The 16692-nt window shown below is 69.6% G+C and carries 12 protein-coding genes and 2 tRNA genes; 8 read left to right on the forward strand and 6 right to left on the reverse strand.

Annotated elements, in window-relative coordinates:
• Positions 1 to 67 precede the first annotated feature (67 nt).
• The 3 genes from glgX to treZ are packed head-to-tail and all read left to right on the forward strand — an operon-like array spanning position 68 to position 6248.
• Entirely contained in the window at positions 68 to 2116 is a 2049-nt protein-coding gene (glgX, locus tag ACZZZB_RS13895; RefSeq protein ID WP_192005919.1) for a glycogen debranching protein GlgX, read from the forward strand.
• The gene (gene treY / locus ACZZZB_RS13900; protein WP_463529989.1) at positions 2113 to 4467 is read left to right on the forward strand and encodes a malto-oligosyltrehalose synthase; all 2355 of its coding nucleotides are present in this window, start codon (positions 2113 to 2115) and stop codon (positions 4465 to 4467) included. The genes glgX and treY overlap by 4 nt, the downstream gene beginning before the upstream one ends.
• Before the next feature lie 5 nt (positions 4468 to 4472).
• Positions 4473 to 6248 (forward strand): malto-oligosyltrehalose trehalohydrolase, encoded by a 1776-nt coding sequence (treZ, locus tag ACZZZB_RS13905; protein ID WP_463529990.1) that lies wholly within the window; start codon positions 4473 to 4475, stop codon positions 6246 to 6248.
• A gap of 202 nt (positions 6249 to 6450) precedes the next feature.
• Here treZ and ACZZZB_RS13910 read toward each other — a convergent pair whose 3' ends face one another.
• Positions 6451 to 8235: a glycoside hydrolase family 13 protein gene (locus tag ACZZZB_RS13910; protein ID WP_463529991.1), complete on the reverse strand. Its 1785-nt coding sequence runs from the start codon at positions 8233 to 8235 to the stop codon at positions 6451 to 6453.
• Between the two features lie 138 nt (positions 8236 to 8373).
• Here ACZZZB_RS13910 and ACZZZB_RS13915 point away from each other — a divergent pair, with 138 nt between their 5' ends.
• The 4 genes from ACZZZB_RS13915 to ACZZZB_RS13930 all read left to right on the forward strand — a co-directional run bounded on the left by ACZZZB_RS13915 (position 8374) and on the right by ACZZZB_RS13930 (position 10004).
• The gene (locus ACZZZB_RS13915; RefSeq protein WP_137243944.1) at positions 8374 to 8751 is read left to right on the forward strand and encodes a PGPGW domain-containing protein; all 378 of its coding nucleotides are present in this window, start codon (positions 8374 to 8376) and stop codon (positions 8749 to 8751) included.
• Positions 8752 to 8980: 229 nt separating this feature from the next.
• A complete protein-coding gene (locus ACZZZB_RS13920) occupies positions 8981 to 9733 on the forward strand; it encodes a lytic transglycosylase domain-containing protein (RefSeq protein ID WP_463529992.1) in 753 nt (250 codons plus the stop codon).
• Positions 9734 to 9813: 80 nt separating this feature from the next.
• Positions 9814 to 9885: transfer RNA gene (locus ACZZZB_RS13925), tRNA-Thr, on the forward strand.
• 42 nt (positions 9886 to 9927) lie between these two features.
• A tRNA-Met gene (locus ACZZZB_RS13930) sits at positions 9928 to 10004 on the forward strand.
• A gap of 464 nt (positions 10005 to 10468) precedes the next feature.
• On the opposite strand, the gene ACZZZB_RS13935 is transcribed toward ACZZZB_RS13930, so the two are convergent.
• From ACZZZB_RS13935 to ACZZZB_RS13955, 5 genes are all read right to left on the reverse strand, one after another.
• The gene (locus tag ACZZZB_RS13935; RefSeq protein ID WP_463529993.1) at positions 10469 to 13270 is read right to left on the reverse strand and encodes an immunoglobulin-like domain-containing protein; all 2802 of its coding nucleotides are present in this window, start codon (positions 13268 to 13270) and stop codon (positions 10469 to 10471) included.
• A gap of 271 nt (positions 13271 to 13541) precedes the next feature.
• Positions 13542 to 14039, reverse strand: a complete 498-nt coding sequence (locus tag ACZZZB_RS13940) for a DUF3592 domain-containing protein (protein WP_463529994.1) — start codon at positions 14037 to 14039, stop codon at positions 13542 to 13544.
• Positions 14040 to 14076: 37 nt separating this feature from the next.
• The gene (locus ACZZZB_RS13945) at positions 14077 to 14628 is read right to left on the reverse strand and encodes a hypothetical protein (protein ID WP_463529995.1); all 552 of its coding nucleotides are present in this window, start codon (positions 14626 to 14628) and stop codon (positions 14077 to 14079) included.
• 82 nt (positions 14629 to 14710) lie between these two features.
• The gene (locus ACZZZB_RS13950; RefSeq protein WP_137243917.1) at positions 14711 to 15289 is read right to left on the reverse strand and encodes a hypothetical protein; all 579 of its coding nucleotides are present in this window, start codon (positions 15287 to 15289) and stop codon (positions 14711 to 14713) included.
• A 140-nt stretch (positions 15290 to 15429) separates the two neighbouring features.
• Positions 15430 to 15828, reverse strand: a complete 399-nt coding sequence (locus tag ACZZZB_RS13955) for a MerR family transcriptional regulator (RefSeq protein ID WP_463529996.1) — start codon at positions 15826 to 15828, stop codon at positions 15430 to 15432.
• A 92-nt stretch (positions 15829 to 15920) separates the two neighbouring features.
• Between ACZZZB_RS13955 and ACZZZB_RS13960 the strand changes: the two genes are divergently transcribed.
• Positions 15921 to 16622: an SDR family oxidoreductase gene (locus ACZZZB_RS13960; RefSeq protein ID WP_463529997.1), complete on the forward strand. Its 702-nt coding sequence runs from the start codon at positions 15921 to 15923 to the stop codon at positions 16620 to 16622.
• The last annotated feature ends 70 nt before the right edge of the window (positions 16623 to 16692 follow it).

Raw genomic sequence — 16692 nt, forward strand, 5'->3', positions numbered from 1 at the left:
ACCGGGGAAGTCATCCGGCCGGTGTACCGTCTCAACAACGATCGATCCCTTCGAGTGAAAGGGCGCCATGACGCTCTCGACCCCCTATCCGCTCGGCGTCACCCTTCGGGGCGATGGTGCGAACGTCGCCATCTACTCGGAGACCGCCGACGCCGTCACCGTGTGCATCTTCCCCGAGGGTGGGGAGGAGCAGCAGACGCGCCTCGAACAGCGCACCGGACACGTGTTCCACGGACTGGTGGAGGGCCTCGTCCCCGGGACGCGGTACGGCATCCGCGTCGACGGCCCCTGGGACCCGGCGAACGGTCTCCGCCACAACCCGGCGAAGGTGCTGCTCGACCCGCACGCGACGGCGGTCACGGGGCGCTACGACCTCGGCCAGGCGCAGTTCAGCCACCGCCTCGACGCTCCGGAGACGATGGACGACACCGACTCCGCAGGCCACGTCGCGCTCGGTGTGGTCACCGACCCGTCCTCGTTCGACTGGGACGCCGACGGCCAGGACGTCGCTCCGCGCATCCCGCTCGCCGAGACGATCGTGTACGAGGTCCACGTGAAGGGCTTCACCAAGCAGCTCGCCGAGGTGCCCGAGGAGATCCGCGGCACCTACGCCGGCCTCGCCCACCCGGCAGCCATCCGCTACCTCACCGACCTCGGCGTGACCGCGGTCGAACTCCTCCCGGTGCACCAGTTCGTGCAGGACAGCCACCTCGAGGAGAAGGGGCTCCGCAACTACTGGGGCTACAACTCCATCGGCTTCTTCGCCCCGCACGGCGAGTACGCGGCCGCCGGCGACACCGGTGGGCAGGTCGACGAGTTCAAGGCCATGGTCAAGGCGATGCACGCCGCCGGCCTCGAGGTCATCCTCGACGTCGTCTACAACCACACGGCCGAGGGCAACCACATGGGCCCGACCCTGTCGTTCAAGGGCATCGACAACGCGGCCTACTACCGTCTCGTCGACGAGGACCGCGAGCACTACTTCGACACCACGGGCACGGGCAACAGCGTCAACGTCGGCCACCCCGCGGCGCTCGGCCTCATCATGGACTCCCTGCGCTACTGGGTGACCGAGATGCACGTCGACGGCTTCCGCTTCGACCTCGCGACGACGCTGACCCGCCAGGACGGTTCCGCCGAGATCCACAGTGCGTTCCTCTCGCTCATCGAGCAGGACCCGGTGCTCGCCCCGATCAAGATGATCGCCGAGCCGTGGGACACCGCCGGCTACCAGGTCGGTGGCTTCCCCGCGAGCTGGTCCGAGTGGAACGGGAAGTTCCGCGACGACGTGCGCGACTTCTGGAACGGCGCCGACAGCGTGCTCGGCACCATGTCGCAGCGCGTCCTCGGTAGCCCCGACGTCTACGAGGCGTCCCGACGCTCGCCGCTGTCCAGCGTCAACTTCGTCACCGCGCACGACGGCTTCACCCTCGCCGACCTCACGGCGTACTCGACGAAGCACAACGCGGCGAACGGCGAGGACAACAACGACGGCGAGAGCGACAACCGCTCCAGCAACAACGGTGCGGAGGGTCCGACGGACGACCCCGCCGTGAACGCGCGCCGCGACCGTCAGCGTCGCAACTTCCTCGCGACGGTCCTGCTGTCGGCCGGTGTCCCGATGATCCTCGGCGGCGACGAGATCGCCCGCACCCAGGGCGGCAACAACAACGCCTACTGCCAGGACAACGAGGTGTCGTGGTTCGACTGGGAGCACGCCGACCACGACCTCCTCGGCTTCACGAAGCGTCTGATCGCCCTGCGTCTCGCCGAGCCGGCCCTGCGACCCGACTGGTTCCGCCAGGGTCCGGGCTCCAAAGCAGACGACCGGGTCTTCATCACCCGGTCCGACGACGAGCCCTTCGCCGACGAGGACTGGGACAACCCGGACGCCCGCTCGATCACCTTCGTGTTCCGTCACGCCGGATCGGCGTCGTTCGCCCTGCTGCTCAACGCGGCCGAGAACGGCGTGGAGTTCAGCCTGCCGAAGGCTCCCGGCCTGCCATGGGCGCTCGTCGAATCGAGTGACCCGGAGCAGATGCTCGCCGAGGGGTCGACGACGGTGATCGTGCAGGGGACCTCCTTCACCCTCCTGCGATCGGGGGTCGCATCATGACCACCGTGTCCGGCGGCGGGCCACAGCGTTCCACCGTGCCCGTCTCGACCTACCGTCTCCAGCTGACCGCGGACTTCCGACTCCAGGACGCCGCGGCGCTCGTCGACTACCTCCAGGTCCTCGGTGCCGACTGGGTCTACCTGTCGCCGATCCTCCGCGCGGAACCCGGATCCACCCACGGCTACGACGTCGTCGACCACACCGAGGTCGACCCGGAGCGCGGCGGTGCCGACGGGCTCACGGCGCTCGCCGAGGCAGCCCACGCCGCAGGCCTCGGAGTCCTCATCGACACCGTTCCGAACCACATGGGCGTCGCGACACCGGTGGAGAACGCCTGGTGGTGGGACCTGCTCCAGCACGGTCGGGACGCAGAGCACGCGGCCGCGTTCGACGTCGACTGGGAGGCCGGCGACGGTCGGATCCGGGTGCCGATCCTCGGCGACGACGAGGACGGTCGAAGTGCGCTCGACGACCTCAGCATCGAGGACGGCGAACTGCGCTACTTCGACCACCGACTGCCCATCGCTCCCGGGACGGCGGACGACGACGCGAGCGCCCGCGAGGTACACGACCGCCAGCACTACGAGCTGGTGAACTGGCGCCGCGCCGACAGCGAGCTGAACTACCGACGGTTCTTCGCCGTCAACACGCTCGCAGCGATCCGGGTCGAGGACCCGGCGGTCTTCGACGGCTCGCACGTCGAGATCGGTCGTTGGTTCGACGACGGCCTCGCCGACGGGATCCGCGTGGACCACCCGGACGGGCTCCTCGACCCCGGTGCCTACCTCGACCGACTGTCCGAGCGCATCGGTGGAGCACCCATCTGGGTGGAGAAGATCCTCGAGGGCGAAGAGGACCTGCCGGCCGAGTGGGCCACGCTCGGCACCACCGGCTACGACGCCCTGGGCGACGTCGACCGGGTGCTCGTCGACCCGGACGGCCTGCCCACGCTCGGTCAGCTCGCGGGGATCGAGCTGACGCGTGACGCCTGGGACGACCTCGTGCACACCACCAAGCGAGGCATCGCCGACGGGATCCTCGGTTCCGAGGTCCGACGCCTCGCGAGGCTCGTCCCCGAGGTGCCGGACGCCGTCGACGCGCTCGCCGAGATCCTGACCGCGTTCCCCGTCTACCGTTCCTACCTGCCGCTCGGCGACGAGTACCTGGACGCCGCACTCGACGAGGCGGAGACGCGCCGGCCGGAGCTCGCGGAGGCCTTCGCCGCGCTGGCTCCGCGCCTGCGCAGCTCGACCGATCCGCTCGCCGCGCGGTTCCAGCAGACCTCGGGCATGGTGATGGCGAAGGGCGTCGAGGACACCGCGTTCTACCGCTACACGGCGCTCACCTCGCTGACCGAGGTCGGCGGAGACCCCGCCGAGACCGACATCAGCGTCGCCGAGTTCCACCACCGCCAGGCGCGGCGGCAGGCGGAATGGCCGTCCTCGATGACGACGCTCAGCACGCACGACACGAAGCGCAGCGAGGACGTCCGTGCCCGCATCGACGCGCTGAGTGAGGTCGCGGACCGGTGGGCGGAGCACGCCGTCGCCCTCCACACCTCGAACGGCTTCCCCGACCGGCAGCTCGAGCAGCTGGTCTGGCAGGCGGCCGTCGGTGCCTGGCCGATCGAGCGCGAACGACTGCACGCCTACGTCGAGAAGGCCGCCCGCGAGGCCGGCGACTCGACCACCTGGACCGCACCGGACGAGACGTTCGAGGCCGCCCTGCACGCCGCGGTCGACGGACTGTACGACAGCCGTCGTGCGAACGCCGCGCTGCTCGACGCCGTCGCGGACGTCGAGGCGGCCGGATGGTCGAACAGTCTGGTCGCCAAGGCGATCCAGCTGACGATGCCGGGTGTGCCGGACGTGTACCAGGGCAGCGAGCTCTGGGACCGATCGCTCGTGGACCCCGACAACCGTCGCCCGGTCGACTACGCCGAGCGTCGTGCGGTGCTGGCCCGTCTCGACGAGGGGTGGCTGCCGCCGGTCGACGCGGACGGAGCGGCGAAGCTCCTCGTGACCAGTCGCTTGCTGCGCCTGCGACGGGAGCACCCGTCGCGGTTCGCCGAGTACACCCCCATCGGAGCTGACGGGCCGGCCGCCGACCACGTCGTCGCGTTCTCACGTGGTGGCGTGACCACGGTGGCGACCCGGCTCTCGCTCCGGCTCGCGGAGCACGGTGGCTGGAAGTCGACCACGGTCACCCTGCCGGAAGGCCGGCTCGTCGACGTGCTGACCGGCCGTGAGTTGCAGGGCGGCGAGGTCCGTCTCGCGGCGCTGCTGGAGCAGTATCCCGTCGCCGTCCTGACGCGGCCCGACGATGCGGCCGAGACCGCAAGCGAGGAGTGAGCACGATGACGACCAGCACCACGAGTCCGGCTGACGGGTTCCGCGTCTGGGCCCCTGAGGCCCAGCGCGTCGACCTCGTCCTGGACGGCGAGCAGCACCCGATGGACCGCGACGTCTCCGACGGGTGGTGGATCGCGCTCGACGGTGCCGAGCCACGTGCGGCGGTCGTCGACAGTGACTACCGCTACCTCGTCGACGGCGAGGGTCCGTTCGCCGATCCCCGCTCGCGTCGGCAGCCGGACGGCGTTCATGGGCCGTCCCGCGTCGTCGCGTCCGACCCCGTGCCGTGCGACGGGACCGGCTGGCGGGGTCGCTCGCTCATCGGTGCCGTGCTCTACGAGCTCCACATCGGCACCTTCACCGAGGCGGCCACCTTCGACGGGGCGATCGAACGCCTCGACGACCTGGTCGAGCTGGGTGTCGACGCCGTCGAGGTCCTGCCGGTCAACGCGTTCAACGGCGTCTGGAACTGGGGCTACGACGGCGTCTTCTGGTCGGCTGTCCACGAGGCCTACGGCGGACCGGACGGCTACCGTCGCTTCGTCGCCGCGTGTCACGAGCGCGGGCTCGCCGTCATCCAGGACGTCGTGTACAACCACCTCGGCCCCTCCGGCAACGTCCTGCCGCGCTTCGGCCCGTACCTCGCGGACGGCGCCGGCAACACCTGGGGCGACAGCCTCAACCTCGACGGGCCGGACTCCGACGAGGTGCGGCGGTACATCATCGACAGCGCGCTGCTGTGGTTCGAGGAGTACGGGGTGGACGGCCTGCGCCTCGACGCCGTCCACGCCCTGCACGACACCCGTGCGATCCACCTCCTCGAGGAAATCGACGCCGCGGTCGATGCGCTGAGCGCCGACCTCGACCGACCGTTCACGCTGATCGCCGAGTCGGATCTGAACGACCCGAAGCTCATCACGCCCAGGGGCCCCGGCGGTGCTGGCGGGTACGGTCTCGACGCGCAGTGGAGCGACGACTTCCACCACGCACTGCACGTGGCGCTCACCGGTGAGGTGTCCGGCTATTACGCCGACTTCGCGCCGCTCGGTGCACTCGGCAAGGTCATGGAGGAGGGGTTCTTCCACAACGGCACCTGGTCGAGTTTCCGCAAGCGCCACCACGGCCGCCGCATCGACCTCGAACGGACGCCGAGCTGGCGGCTCGTCGTCTCCGACCAGAACCACGACCAGATCGGGAACCGGGCGACGGGTGACCGGCTGGCCGCGACGCTCGACGACGGGCAGCTCGCCATCGCCGCCGCCGTCACGCTGCTCGGACCGTTCACCCCGATGCTGTTCATGGGGGAGGAGTGGGCTGCCTCGACGCCCTGGCAGTTCTTCACCTCGCACCCGGAGCCCGAGCTCGGTGAGGCGACGGCGAAGGGCCGGATCGCCGAGTTCGCACGGATGGGTTGGAACGAGGCGGACGTGCCGGATCCGCAGGATCCCGAGACCTACCGTCGGTCGGTGCTCGACTGGTCGGAACGATCCGCTGGACGGCACGCGACGCTGCTGACCTGGTACCGCAGGGTGATCGAGCTGCGGCGGACGGTCCCCGCGTTCACCGATCCGGCGTTCGCCGACACGACGGCGATCGTCGACGAGGCGACCGGCTCGTTCGTCCTGCGTCGTGGCTCGGCCACCTTGGCGGTCAACTTCGGGACGGAACCGGTCGAGCTCGCACTGCGGGTCGGCGAACTCCTCGACAGCTTCGGTGAGGTCGTCACGACGGAGGGGTCACTGCGGCTCGGAGCGCACTCCGTCGCCATCCTGCACCACTGAGTCCCTGGGCCTCGGGTCAGCGCGGTGCGCTGACCCGGGCGCGGGTCTACGGCGTGAGCGCGCCCCTCCGGTGGGGCGCGCTCACGCGCACGCCCCGCGGCGGGGCCGATTCCGGCGCGCTCGCGTCAGCGCACCGCGCCGACGCCGGAACGCGCGCGGTCACGTCGGCGCACCGCGCTGGCGCACCGGCCGGCGGAGTGTCTCAGCCGACGGGCAGGGTCGACGGCGTCGTGAACCAAACCGTCGTGTCGCCGTGGATGGTCCTGCCGTCGAAGGGTCCGCTCGCGACGAGCACGGCCGAGTCCGCGAGCGACGAGGGCACGGCGATGTCGTCGGCACCGGTGTTCGCGACGACCGTGACCGCACCGTTCGTCAGCGCGAGGATGGTGTCGGGAGCCCCTTCGATCCAGGCGATCGAGCCGAGTCCCAGCGTGTGCTCGCGGCGCAGGCGGAGCAGCGTGCGGTACAGCTCCAGCGTCGAACCGGGGATACCGGCCTGTGCGTCGCGCGAGTAGTCGTTCCAGTCGTCGGGCTGCGGCAGCCAGGACGCACCGGTCGTGTTGAAGCCGTACGCGGGGTGGCCGGCCTCCCACGGGATCGGCACGCGGCAGCCGTCGCGGCCGTACCGCTCGTGGTTCGTGCGGAACCACGTCGGGTCCTGTCGGGCGTCATCCGGCAGGTCGATGACCTCGGGGAGCCCGAGCTCCTCGCCCTGGTAGAGGTACGCCCCACCGGGCAGGCTCAGCATGAGGGCGGTCGCCGCCCTGGCCCGCTGCAACCCGAGGGCCCGGTCCGGCTGGCCGGGGGTGTTCGGACCGACGCCGTAGCCCTGGGGGTTCTCCTCCGTGAGCGCGAGGCGGGACGCGTGCCGGACGACGTCGTGGTTGGACAGCACCCACGTGCTCGGAGCGCCGACCTGCGCGAACGCCCGCAGCGACTCGCCGATGACCGCCTTGAGGTCTGCGGCGTTCCACGGGGTCTCGAGGTACGGGAAGTTGAACGCCTGCTGCATCTCGTCAGGGCGCACCCACAGGGCCATCTTGTCGAGCGGGTCGACCCAGGCCTCGGCGCACAGCACACGGTCGCCGTCGTACGTCTCCAGGAGCTCGTGCCAGTCGCGGTAGATCTCGTGCACGCCGTCCTGACCCCAGTACGGCGCGGTCTCCGGCCACGAGGCGGGCCCGGTGCTGATGCCGGGTTCGAGTGCGACGCCCGCCGAGGCGCCACCCATGCTGCCGCCCTCGGCCGGTGGGGTGTAGTCGGGCAGGCCGTCGGCCTTGATCATGCCGTGCGCCACGTCGACGCGGAACCCGTCGACGCCGCGGTCGAGCCAGAACCGGAGGATGTCGCGGAACTGCTCGCGGACCCACGGGTTCGTCCAGTCGAAGTCGGGCTGCGAGGAGTCGAAGATGTGCAGGTACCACTGGCCAGGCGTGCCGTCGGCCTCCGTGACGCGCGTCCAGGCCGGACCGCCGAAGACGGACTCCCAGTTGTTGGGGGCGATCTCGCCGTGCTCGCCCTTGCCGTCGCGGAACATGTACCGGGCGCGCTCCGCCGAGCCGGGCCCGGCCGCGAGGGCCTCCTGGAACCAGCGGTGGGCGCTCGAGGAGTGGTTGGGGACGAGGTCGACGATGACGCGGATGTCGGCAGCGTGCGCAGCAGCGGTCATCGCGTCGAAGTCGGCGAGCGTGCCGAAGATGGGGTCGACGTCGCAATAATCGGCGACGTCGTAGCCGGCGTCCTTCTGCGGGCTCGTCATGAAGGGGGACAGCCAGATGGCGTCGACGCCGAGCTCCTGCAGGGCGCCGAGGCGGGAGGTGATCCCGGGCAGGTCGCCGAGGCCGTCGCCGTTCGCGTCCGCGAAGGATCGCGGGTAGATCTGGTAGATGACGGCGGAGCGCCACCACTCCGAACCGGGGGTGGAGCCTCCTGCGGGGGAGGCATGCTGAGCTGCGGTCGCCGACGTGGTCGGGAGGGCGGAGTCCATGTCGCTACCCTAGGCCATTCACGGGGCCCGTCGCCGCTCGTGGACTGGCCAGCGCGGCGTCGCCAGGGCGGGCGCGCGGCTGTCGATTCGGACCGGATTCCCGGCCACCGACCCGCCCGCCCTGCTTAGAGTGGAGAGATGACCACGGAATCGGACGGCTCGGCCCGCAGTACGGCGAAGCGCGTCGCCGCGCAGGCGGGAGGCATCGCCGGATCAGCGGCCCGGACGACGCGTGGCATCATCCGTCGGAATCCGACCGCGAACCGGGTCTACCGGGCGGGCGTCGGTGTCGTCGGCGGTGGCACCGTGGCCCTCGGCGTGGCCCTGATCCCGCTTCCCGGACCGGGAGCATTGATCGCCGTCGGCGGGCTCGCCGTCCTCGCCTCGGAGTTCGAGGGTGCGAAGCAGGCCAGCACGAAGGCGAACGCCGCCGCCAAGAAGGGCGTCGCCGTCGCGAAAGACCTTCGGGCGAAGCGTCAGGCCAAGCAGGCTGCGAAGGCCGCCCAGGAGCACTGAACCTGCGGCGCATCGCTGACCGACGCGCGGGTACGGTGGACCGGTGGGGACGTCGGCGAAGGGGAGTGGTGCGCGTCGGCCCGCACAACGCAAGACCGCTGCGCCCGGACGACGCACGACCAGCGCCACCCGCTCGACGCGGAAGCCGCGGTCCCGACCGTCCGGCGCGCGCAACGGCTCCCGGCGCCCCGTCGCACCGACACGCCGGAACCGTCGGTCGGGCGTCCGTGTGGGATGGCTCGTCGCCGGCGGGGCGGTCGCGATCGTCGGTCTCGCCGTCATCGTGGCGGCGGTCGTCTGGGGACCGGAGCTCATCAGTCGGGCGGAAGCACGGGACTCGACCCTCGGAACCGCGCCACATGCTGCCGTCGAGGGACCGGGCATCCCCGCCGCGGGCTCGGCTGGAACAGCGCCGGCGGCCGTCACCGACCGGGTGGACCGTGCCTGGGCGACGGCCACGGCGCTCCGCCTCGGCATCCCCGAGCGGGCGATGGTCGCCTACGCCGGTGCGGCGCTCGCCGTCGCGGAGACGCAGCCGGGCTGCGGGATCGCCTGGAACACGCTGGCCGCGCTCGGCAGCGTCGAGTCCGGCCACGGCACGATCTTCGGCGGTGCCCTCGACGACGCCGGGCGGGCCGTTCCACCCATCGTCGGCCCGGCGCTCACCGGCACCGAGTTCGATGCCGTCACCGACACGGACCGCGGCGCCTTCGACGGTGACGCCAGATGGGATCGCGCGGTCGGGCCGATGCAGTTCATCCCGTCGACCTGGCAGCGGTGGGGCGCGGACGGGAACGGCGACGGCGCCGCGGACCCGCAACAGATCGACGACGCGGCGCTCGCCGCAGCGCACTACCTGTGCCACGGCGGCCGGGACCTCCGCATCGAATCCGACTGGATCGCGGCGATCGGCTCGTACAACGGGGCCGCGTCGTACCTGCAGAAGGTCGTCCACGCCGCGGACACCTTCGCCGCGAACTGATCCCGATCCGGTGTACGAAGCACCCCTCGCGGGATGCTAGTCTCTACTGGTGCCATTTCCGCGTGAGCGGTCTGGTTCGCGCTCCGATAGCTCAGTGGTAGAGCACTTCCTTGGTAAGGAAGAGGTCGCGGGTTCAAGTCCCGCTCGGGGCTCGTTCTCTCCGTCACTGCTCTCGCCGGCATACGGAGAGACGTGGCAGGGTAGCTCAGTTGGTGAGAGCGCACGACTCATAATCGTGAGGTCGAGAGTTCGAATCTCTCTCCTGCTACCAGATCAGCTGTTCAAGAGAGAAGCACCGGAGATTTCTTCGGTGCTTTTCTCTTTTGCTGCGGCGATCGCTGAATCGCGCACGACTGCGAGTCGCGATCCGGTCAGCTTAGAGCGTCGTCAAGTTGCTGGAGCCAATGCTGGAACTCGCCGGGACCTGAGAAGTGGACTCCGGGCATCCGAGCGACCTCCTCCGCAGCGTCGGGGCCCTCGACGACGAGTGCCTACCCGCCGCTGGCCAGCGCCACTCTGAACGCAGGCAGGTCCCCACGGTCGTCACCGGCGTATGCGACGACACCCAAGCCATCAGCCCGGATGATCCTCTGCAGCGCCGTGCCTTTGTCCTCATCCAAGGGCATCCGCAGCTCTTCGACGTCGACACCGTCGATGCTGTCGAGTTCTCGGTGGAGTCCACGCGTCGCTGACTGGACAGCAGCCGTCCACGCCTGTGCGACGCCGAGATCGCCCTCAGATCTCCCCGCGTCTCGTGCGGCGCCGGGTGAGCAGCCCGCCGACGAGGAGGGCGATGGTCCCGGCCGTCGCCAGGAGCGCGACGGCCTCCGTGTCGACCCCCGTGGACGCCAGGCCGTCCCTCGGGCCAGGGCCGCTGACGGCGTCACCACCCGACGACGAACCCGGTTCCGCCGCTGGCGGGGTGGACGGCTCGGGCTCACCCGGCAGTACGCCCCCTGCCCGCACGGTGACGGTCACGTCGACCGGCGTGCGGGCATCGTCTGCCGCCGTTCCCGACACGGTGAAGCTGCCGGGCGCACCATACTGATCGGCCTGCACGGCCGCCCATTCCACGGGGACCGTCTCGATCGAACCGTCCACCTTCGTCAGGATGGCGGACGGCAGGCTCGGAGCCGTACCCACCGCGGTGACGACCTCGGGCACTGAGACGTCCTGGACGGCGACAGCCGGCGCGTAGGCGGTCAACAGACGTTCGTACTCAGCACGGGTCACGGGGATGACCGTGCCGTGCCTCGGCTTTCCGCCGTCCGCGTTCTGAGGGAGGTTCTCCCGGAGCTTGGCCCCCAACGGCTCCCAGGAGTCGCCGTCGTCGAGGGAGTCGGTCCCGAACGGGATGTAGTGGTTCGGGCCACCGTGGTAGTCGGGTTGGTCGATGAACAGATACCAGTCGAGCCCGTTCGCGTCGCCGGGATTCGCGGGGAAGACACTCGGGCCCTCGCCGTTCAGGTAGACACCGCCCGGCTCGCCGTTCGGCAATCCGGAGGCGACCTGGTCCTTGACGAGACTCCACTGGTCGGCAGGTCCTCCCGCACCGGGCAGGGTCCCCGTCTCGGTGGCGAGGAGATCCGTCGACCGCTCCTCGCGGATGGTCAGCGTCCCCTCGTCCTTCGTGAACCGGTAGTAGTAGTCGCCCGACTTCGTGACCGAGGAGTCGATCGTGCCGAGACCGGGCCCACGCGAGACGTCGATCCACGGCTCGGGATCGGAGAAGGTGATGAAGTCGTCGGTCGTCGCGTACATCATCCGGTTGTAGGTCACGTTCGTCCGCTGGCTCTCGTCCGTGGTGTCGTACAGGTTCGAGGCCCAGAACACGACGAAGGTGTCCAGCTTGTCGTCCCAGTAGGCTTCGGGCGCCCAGGTGTTCCCGGCGAAGTCCGAGGAGACCTTCACATGTCGTTGCTCGGACCAGGTGACCAGGTCGTTCGACTCCCAGACCTCGATGTACCGCGACCCACTGATCTGGGCCGTGGCGAAGCCGCCGGGAAGACCGTCGATCTTCAGGTCGGTGGCGATCATGAAGAACCGGTCGCCATCGGGGGAGCGGAGGATGAACGGGTCGCGCAGGCCGGTCGTGCCCTGGGTCGACGTGAAGATCGGCTTGCCCTCGTTCAGCGTGTTCCAGCTCAACGCGTCGTTGCCCTTGGATGCAGCGAGGCTGACCTGCTCGGCACCACTGCCCTCCCCGGTGAAGAACGCCCACACATAGGCTTCGGGATCCGGCTGGTCCGACGGCAGCGGCTGGACGGACACGGTGATGTCCCGCGTCAGTTCGGATCCGGCGATGCGCGCGGTGGCGCGGAGCGTCACGGTCACGGCGCTCCCGGTGGCGGGGCGTGCGACGTCGATGGTCTTCGACGATCCGTCGACTCCCGCGCGGACCGTCGCCGCCTCGGTGCCGCCGATGACGGACCAGGTGAAGGACGACCCGTTCGGGCCCTTGCCGGGGACGGAGAAGTTGGAACGGATGTCGTCCGAATTGGTGATCCGGATGCCCTCCAGGTCGAGGGCGAGCTTCTCAGCGTCGGAGCGGTCGGCGGCGACCCGGACGGGGAATGCCAGCGTCTCCTGTCGGTCTCCGGCGGTCACCGTGGCAGTGAGGGTCACCGTGGCGTCCTGCTCGCCATTCGTCGGCCGGACCACCCGCGCGAGTCCGTCCTCCACGACGATGGCGGCGTCATCCGAGGTCCAGCTCAGACGCGTGCCATAGGAGGTCGAGGGGAGTGGAAAGTCGCTCGTCGCCTCCGTCGGTACGCGCAGCCCGGACGACGCCTTCTCGATCGACTGCTCGATGAACGCGTCCTGGACCTCCGTCGCCGTCATCGCGACATCGCTCAGGACGACCTCGTCGATGGAGCCCTTCCACCCGGCGTCCGCGTAGGTGGAGCGGCCGAGGTAGGCGACGAGGTCCGGACCGAAGGACGCCACGTCGCGCGTGATGGCGGTCTGCGCGATCCGCTCACCGTTCACGTAGCTCGTCAAGGTTCCGGCCGGGCCGTCGATCACGGTCGTGTAGAGCGCCATCCCGGTCGGGGTCCGGAGTCCGCTGGTGGGCGCGTTGGTCGAACCGGCACCCACCTCGGTCGTCCAGGGTGCTCCGGGGTTCACCGAATCCGTGATGACGGACTTGACGTACCCGTTCGGATTCGCCGGATTGAGCAACCAGTAGCCCGCTGAGAACTGGCCATCGCCGACCGGGGTGCCGATGAAGGCTGCAGCGGTGTTCCCAGCTGGTGACTGCGACTCGAGCCAGATGCTCGAGGTCAACGTCTGCACCCCGGCCAGATCGTCGGTCGGGATGTCGAGATAGGGCGCCGAGTCGGCCGAGCCGCCGGGCAGGGTGAGCAGGCCGTCGGCGACCGTGCCGCCCACGTTCCTGAGCGTCCCATCATTGCCGTTATCGCTCACATCCGGCACTACACCGTTCGCGGCCGTGTCGAATCGATAGTGCAGCAGCGCACTCGAGTCGGCGGCTGCCGTCGCCGGCGTGGCGCCCAGAGCGGAGATGACTCCTACCATGATCATCGCGCCCCAGGCAGCGGCCCGCTTGGGTGAGGCCACCAGCGGGGTTGTCCAGTTACGGGACAGGTGCCGGGGTCGCATGGTCGATAGGCGTTGTGGACTCACCTGGAAACTCCATCGTCTCGGGATCAGGGTCACGGATTGTGATCGCTCACATCGTGATGTCGACCCTGGCGCATGCAGACCTGGTCCGTCAAGAGCGAGGAGCTGTGCGAGTCGACCCGGTGACGAGATGCTCGGACGGGCGGCGACCTCGGTCACCGCACGGTCACGGCTTCGAGATCTCCTCGGGGTCGGGCCCCCGGCCTGCACGGAGCAGGACGCCGACGAGCATCGCGGTGCCGACCAGGAGACTCGCGCCGGTCAGCACGACACCGACACCGACGACCGAGGTCCCCGGCCCGTCGTAGCCCTCGAGCACCGCCGTACCGGGGTCGTCCGCTCGGTAGACCACCGTGACGACGTCGCCCACGGTGGGTTTGCCGTCGAGGGGCCAGTCCGCCCAGACCCGCTGTGGCGAACCGTCGGGTGCCAGATAGTCGGTCCTGAACCGGTGGTCCGACGCCTCCCTCCCGTCATCCACCTCGGTGACCGTCCCACTCGTCCGCTCCCCGTTCTGCAACAGGTCGCTGTCGGCAGCCATCATGAAGGAGCCGACGACCACGGCCACCGGACCGGCCAACAGCATCAGGACGATCGCCACCGTCTGGAACACCCTGCTGTGCAGGAAGCCCCGTGTGTCGCCCGCCGCGCGCTTGCTTGCCATCACCAGTACGCCACCGTCTCGATTCGAAGCTCCTGCATCATTGGTTCCCGGTGAGGGAAAGACTCAGCATGATGATGGCGGGCACGATCAGGCCGATCGCGACGCCACCGGCCGCCGCCCAGAGCCCGATGCGCACGTGGGGGCTCATGCGAGGACGCAGACCGAGTTCTTCGCCGATCTCCTTGATCCGCGCGCGTTCGTTCTCGGGGCTGAACGCGATCTCGAACCCGCCGGGAGAGGTCCCGAGCATGATGACCCTGCCGTACCGGACACGGCCGGACTGCCAGGAGAACGACCAGGAGAGGCGCGGCACGAAGCCGGAGACACCAGCCGACCAGCTCATCCGCTTGACCGTGTCGGTGATGCTGAACCGCCGCCGTCGCTCATCGACCCGCACGGTGTAGGTGATGCTGTCGGACACCTCGTTCAGCTGGAGGACGTTCCACCAGCGGGCGTCCGCGAGGTCGTATCCGACCTGGAACCCGTCGGGGAGGCTGGTGACGGTGAATGGGGTGTTCTGCAGCTCGGCGTCCACGGCCCACTGATAGTCCTGTAGCACGCCCGTCGGCGCAACGTCGGTTCCACTCACGGACTCAGTATGGCAACGCGGCGAGAGTGCGCGACCACCGTCGGATGGGCAGTGCTCCCCATCGCACACTGACCTCGAACTGCTATCGCTCCCAGATGCGACGGTAGCCGGGCATGAAGGCGATCATCGCCGCGAGCAGGGTGCCGAGGTTGAGCAGTGGCAGAGCTGGACCGATGGTCCAGGGCGAGTCGGCGTAGACCCCCATCAGCATGACCATCCAGGCGCCGATGTTGCCGAGGATGAGCACGATGATGAAGGTCACCGCGGTCGCTCCCGCTCGCGACGAGACCCGCTTGCCCGCGAGGGTCGGCGCGGTGCAGATCGTGCCGACGATCACGACGATGAGTATCAGGAACGCACTCGCGAACAGGATCGAGGCGGCCTCCGGGTCGCCGTCGTCGTCGCGATCGGCGAATCCCGCGAGGAAGAAGAACAGGTTGAAGGACTCAGGGTCCTCATCCGTCTTCGTCTGGCTCGCGTAGGGGACGAACAGCGAGAGGATGAGGGCGATCTCGAGCAGCAGCATCGGCACCGAGATCAGGATCGACTCGATGCCCGCCACGCGCTCCTCGAGCCGGGTGCGCGCCGCCTGGGCGGCGACCGACTCGGTTGCGGTCGCTGGTCCCTGCTTCGCTGACCCCTGCTTCGCTGATTCACTCATCGCTGACCCCCGGATCGGGAGTCGGGCTCAGGCGTGCCCGACTCGGCTGCCGCGAAGGCGAGCGACCGGTAGCCCTCGACCTCCGACGTGGTCATGGTAGCCGCGATGGGCCGACCCTGCCGGAGCCGTGCCGAGTGGCGTCAGGCGGCGTCCAGCTCGGCGGGAAGCTCCTCCCGCAGCGCGGGGCAGTGCTCCGGCGTCGGGTGGAGGGTGATGTCGATGACCGCTTCCAAGCGGGCGCGTGCTGCTTCGAGGTCGGCCATCTGCGCGGTGATGCGGTCGCGTTCGGTCCGGAGCAGCGCGAGCGACTCCGGCGTCGCGACTCCCGCATCGACACAGGGGAGCAGTTGGACGATGGTGCGGCTCGGCAGGCCGGCCGCGAAGAGCTGCTGCACGAGCTCGACGCGTTCCACCGCCGCCCGTTCATAGGTCCGCTGGCCACTCGTCGTGCGGGTGGCGGCAAGCAAACCCTGCTCCTCGTAGTAGCGGAGCGAGCGGACGCTCACCCCGGTCCGAGCCGCGAGATCTCCGATGCGCATCGAGCTTCCGTTCCTGGCTTGCACCTGACATTGATGTGAGGTCTTAGCCTAACCAGGCTGCTGCGGGATCGCCCCGCACGCGGAAGGGAATCATGGACATCGCAGGATCCGTCGCACTCGTCACCGGCTCGAACCGGGGCATCGGACGCAGGTTCGTCGTGCAGCTGCTCGAGCGCGGCGCCTCGAAGGTGTACGCGACCGCGCGGCGCCCGGACCTCGTCGACATCCCGGGCGTGGAGGTGCTGCAGCTCGACATCACCGATCAGGCGTCCGTCGCTGCGGCGGCCGAGGTCGCGACCGACGTCACGTTGCTCGTCAACAACGCCGGGATCGCGACGCAGGGCTCGATGTTGACCGACGACCTCGCGAACGCTCGGCGCGAGATGGACACGCACTACTGGGGCAACCTCGCCATGGTGCGTGCGTTCGCGCCGGTGATCGAAGCGAACGGTGGAGGGGCGATCGTCAACGTGCTCTCCGCCCTGAGCTGGTTCGCGCACCCCGGTTCAGGCGGATACGCCGCGGCCAAGGCGGCGGAGTGGAACATGACGAACGCGGTCCGTCTGGAACTCGCCCCGAAGGGCGTCACGGTGCAGGGGCTCCACCTCGGGGCCGCCGACACCGACATCATGGCCGGCTACGAGGGGCCGATGGTCGACCCCGCGGACGTCGCGCGCGCGAGCCTCGACGGCGTGGCAGCCGGCGCTTCCGAGGTCGTCGTCGACGAGTGGAGCGCCATGGTCAAGGCCTCGCTCGCGCACGGACCTGACGCGTTCTACGCGCAGTTCGCCTGAGCATCGAACCTGGGCCCTGTGCACGAGACGTGCACGGTGCAGAATGGAGGAAGCCCCCGAGCAGTTACGG

The sequence above is a fragment of the Plantibacter sp. AC185 genome, assembly GCF_979258065.1.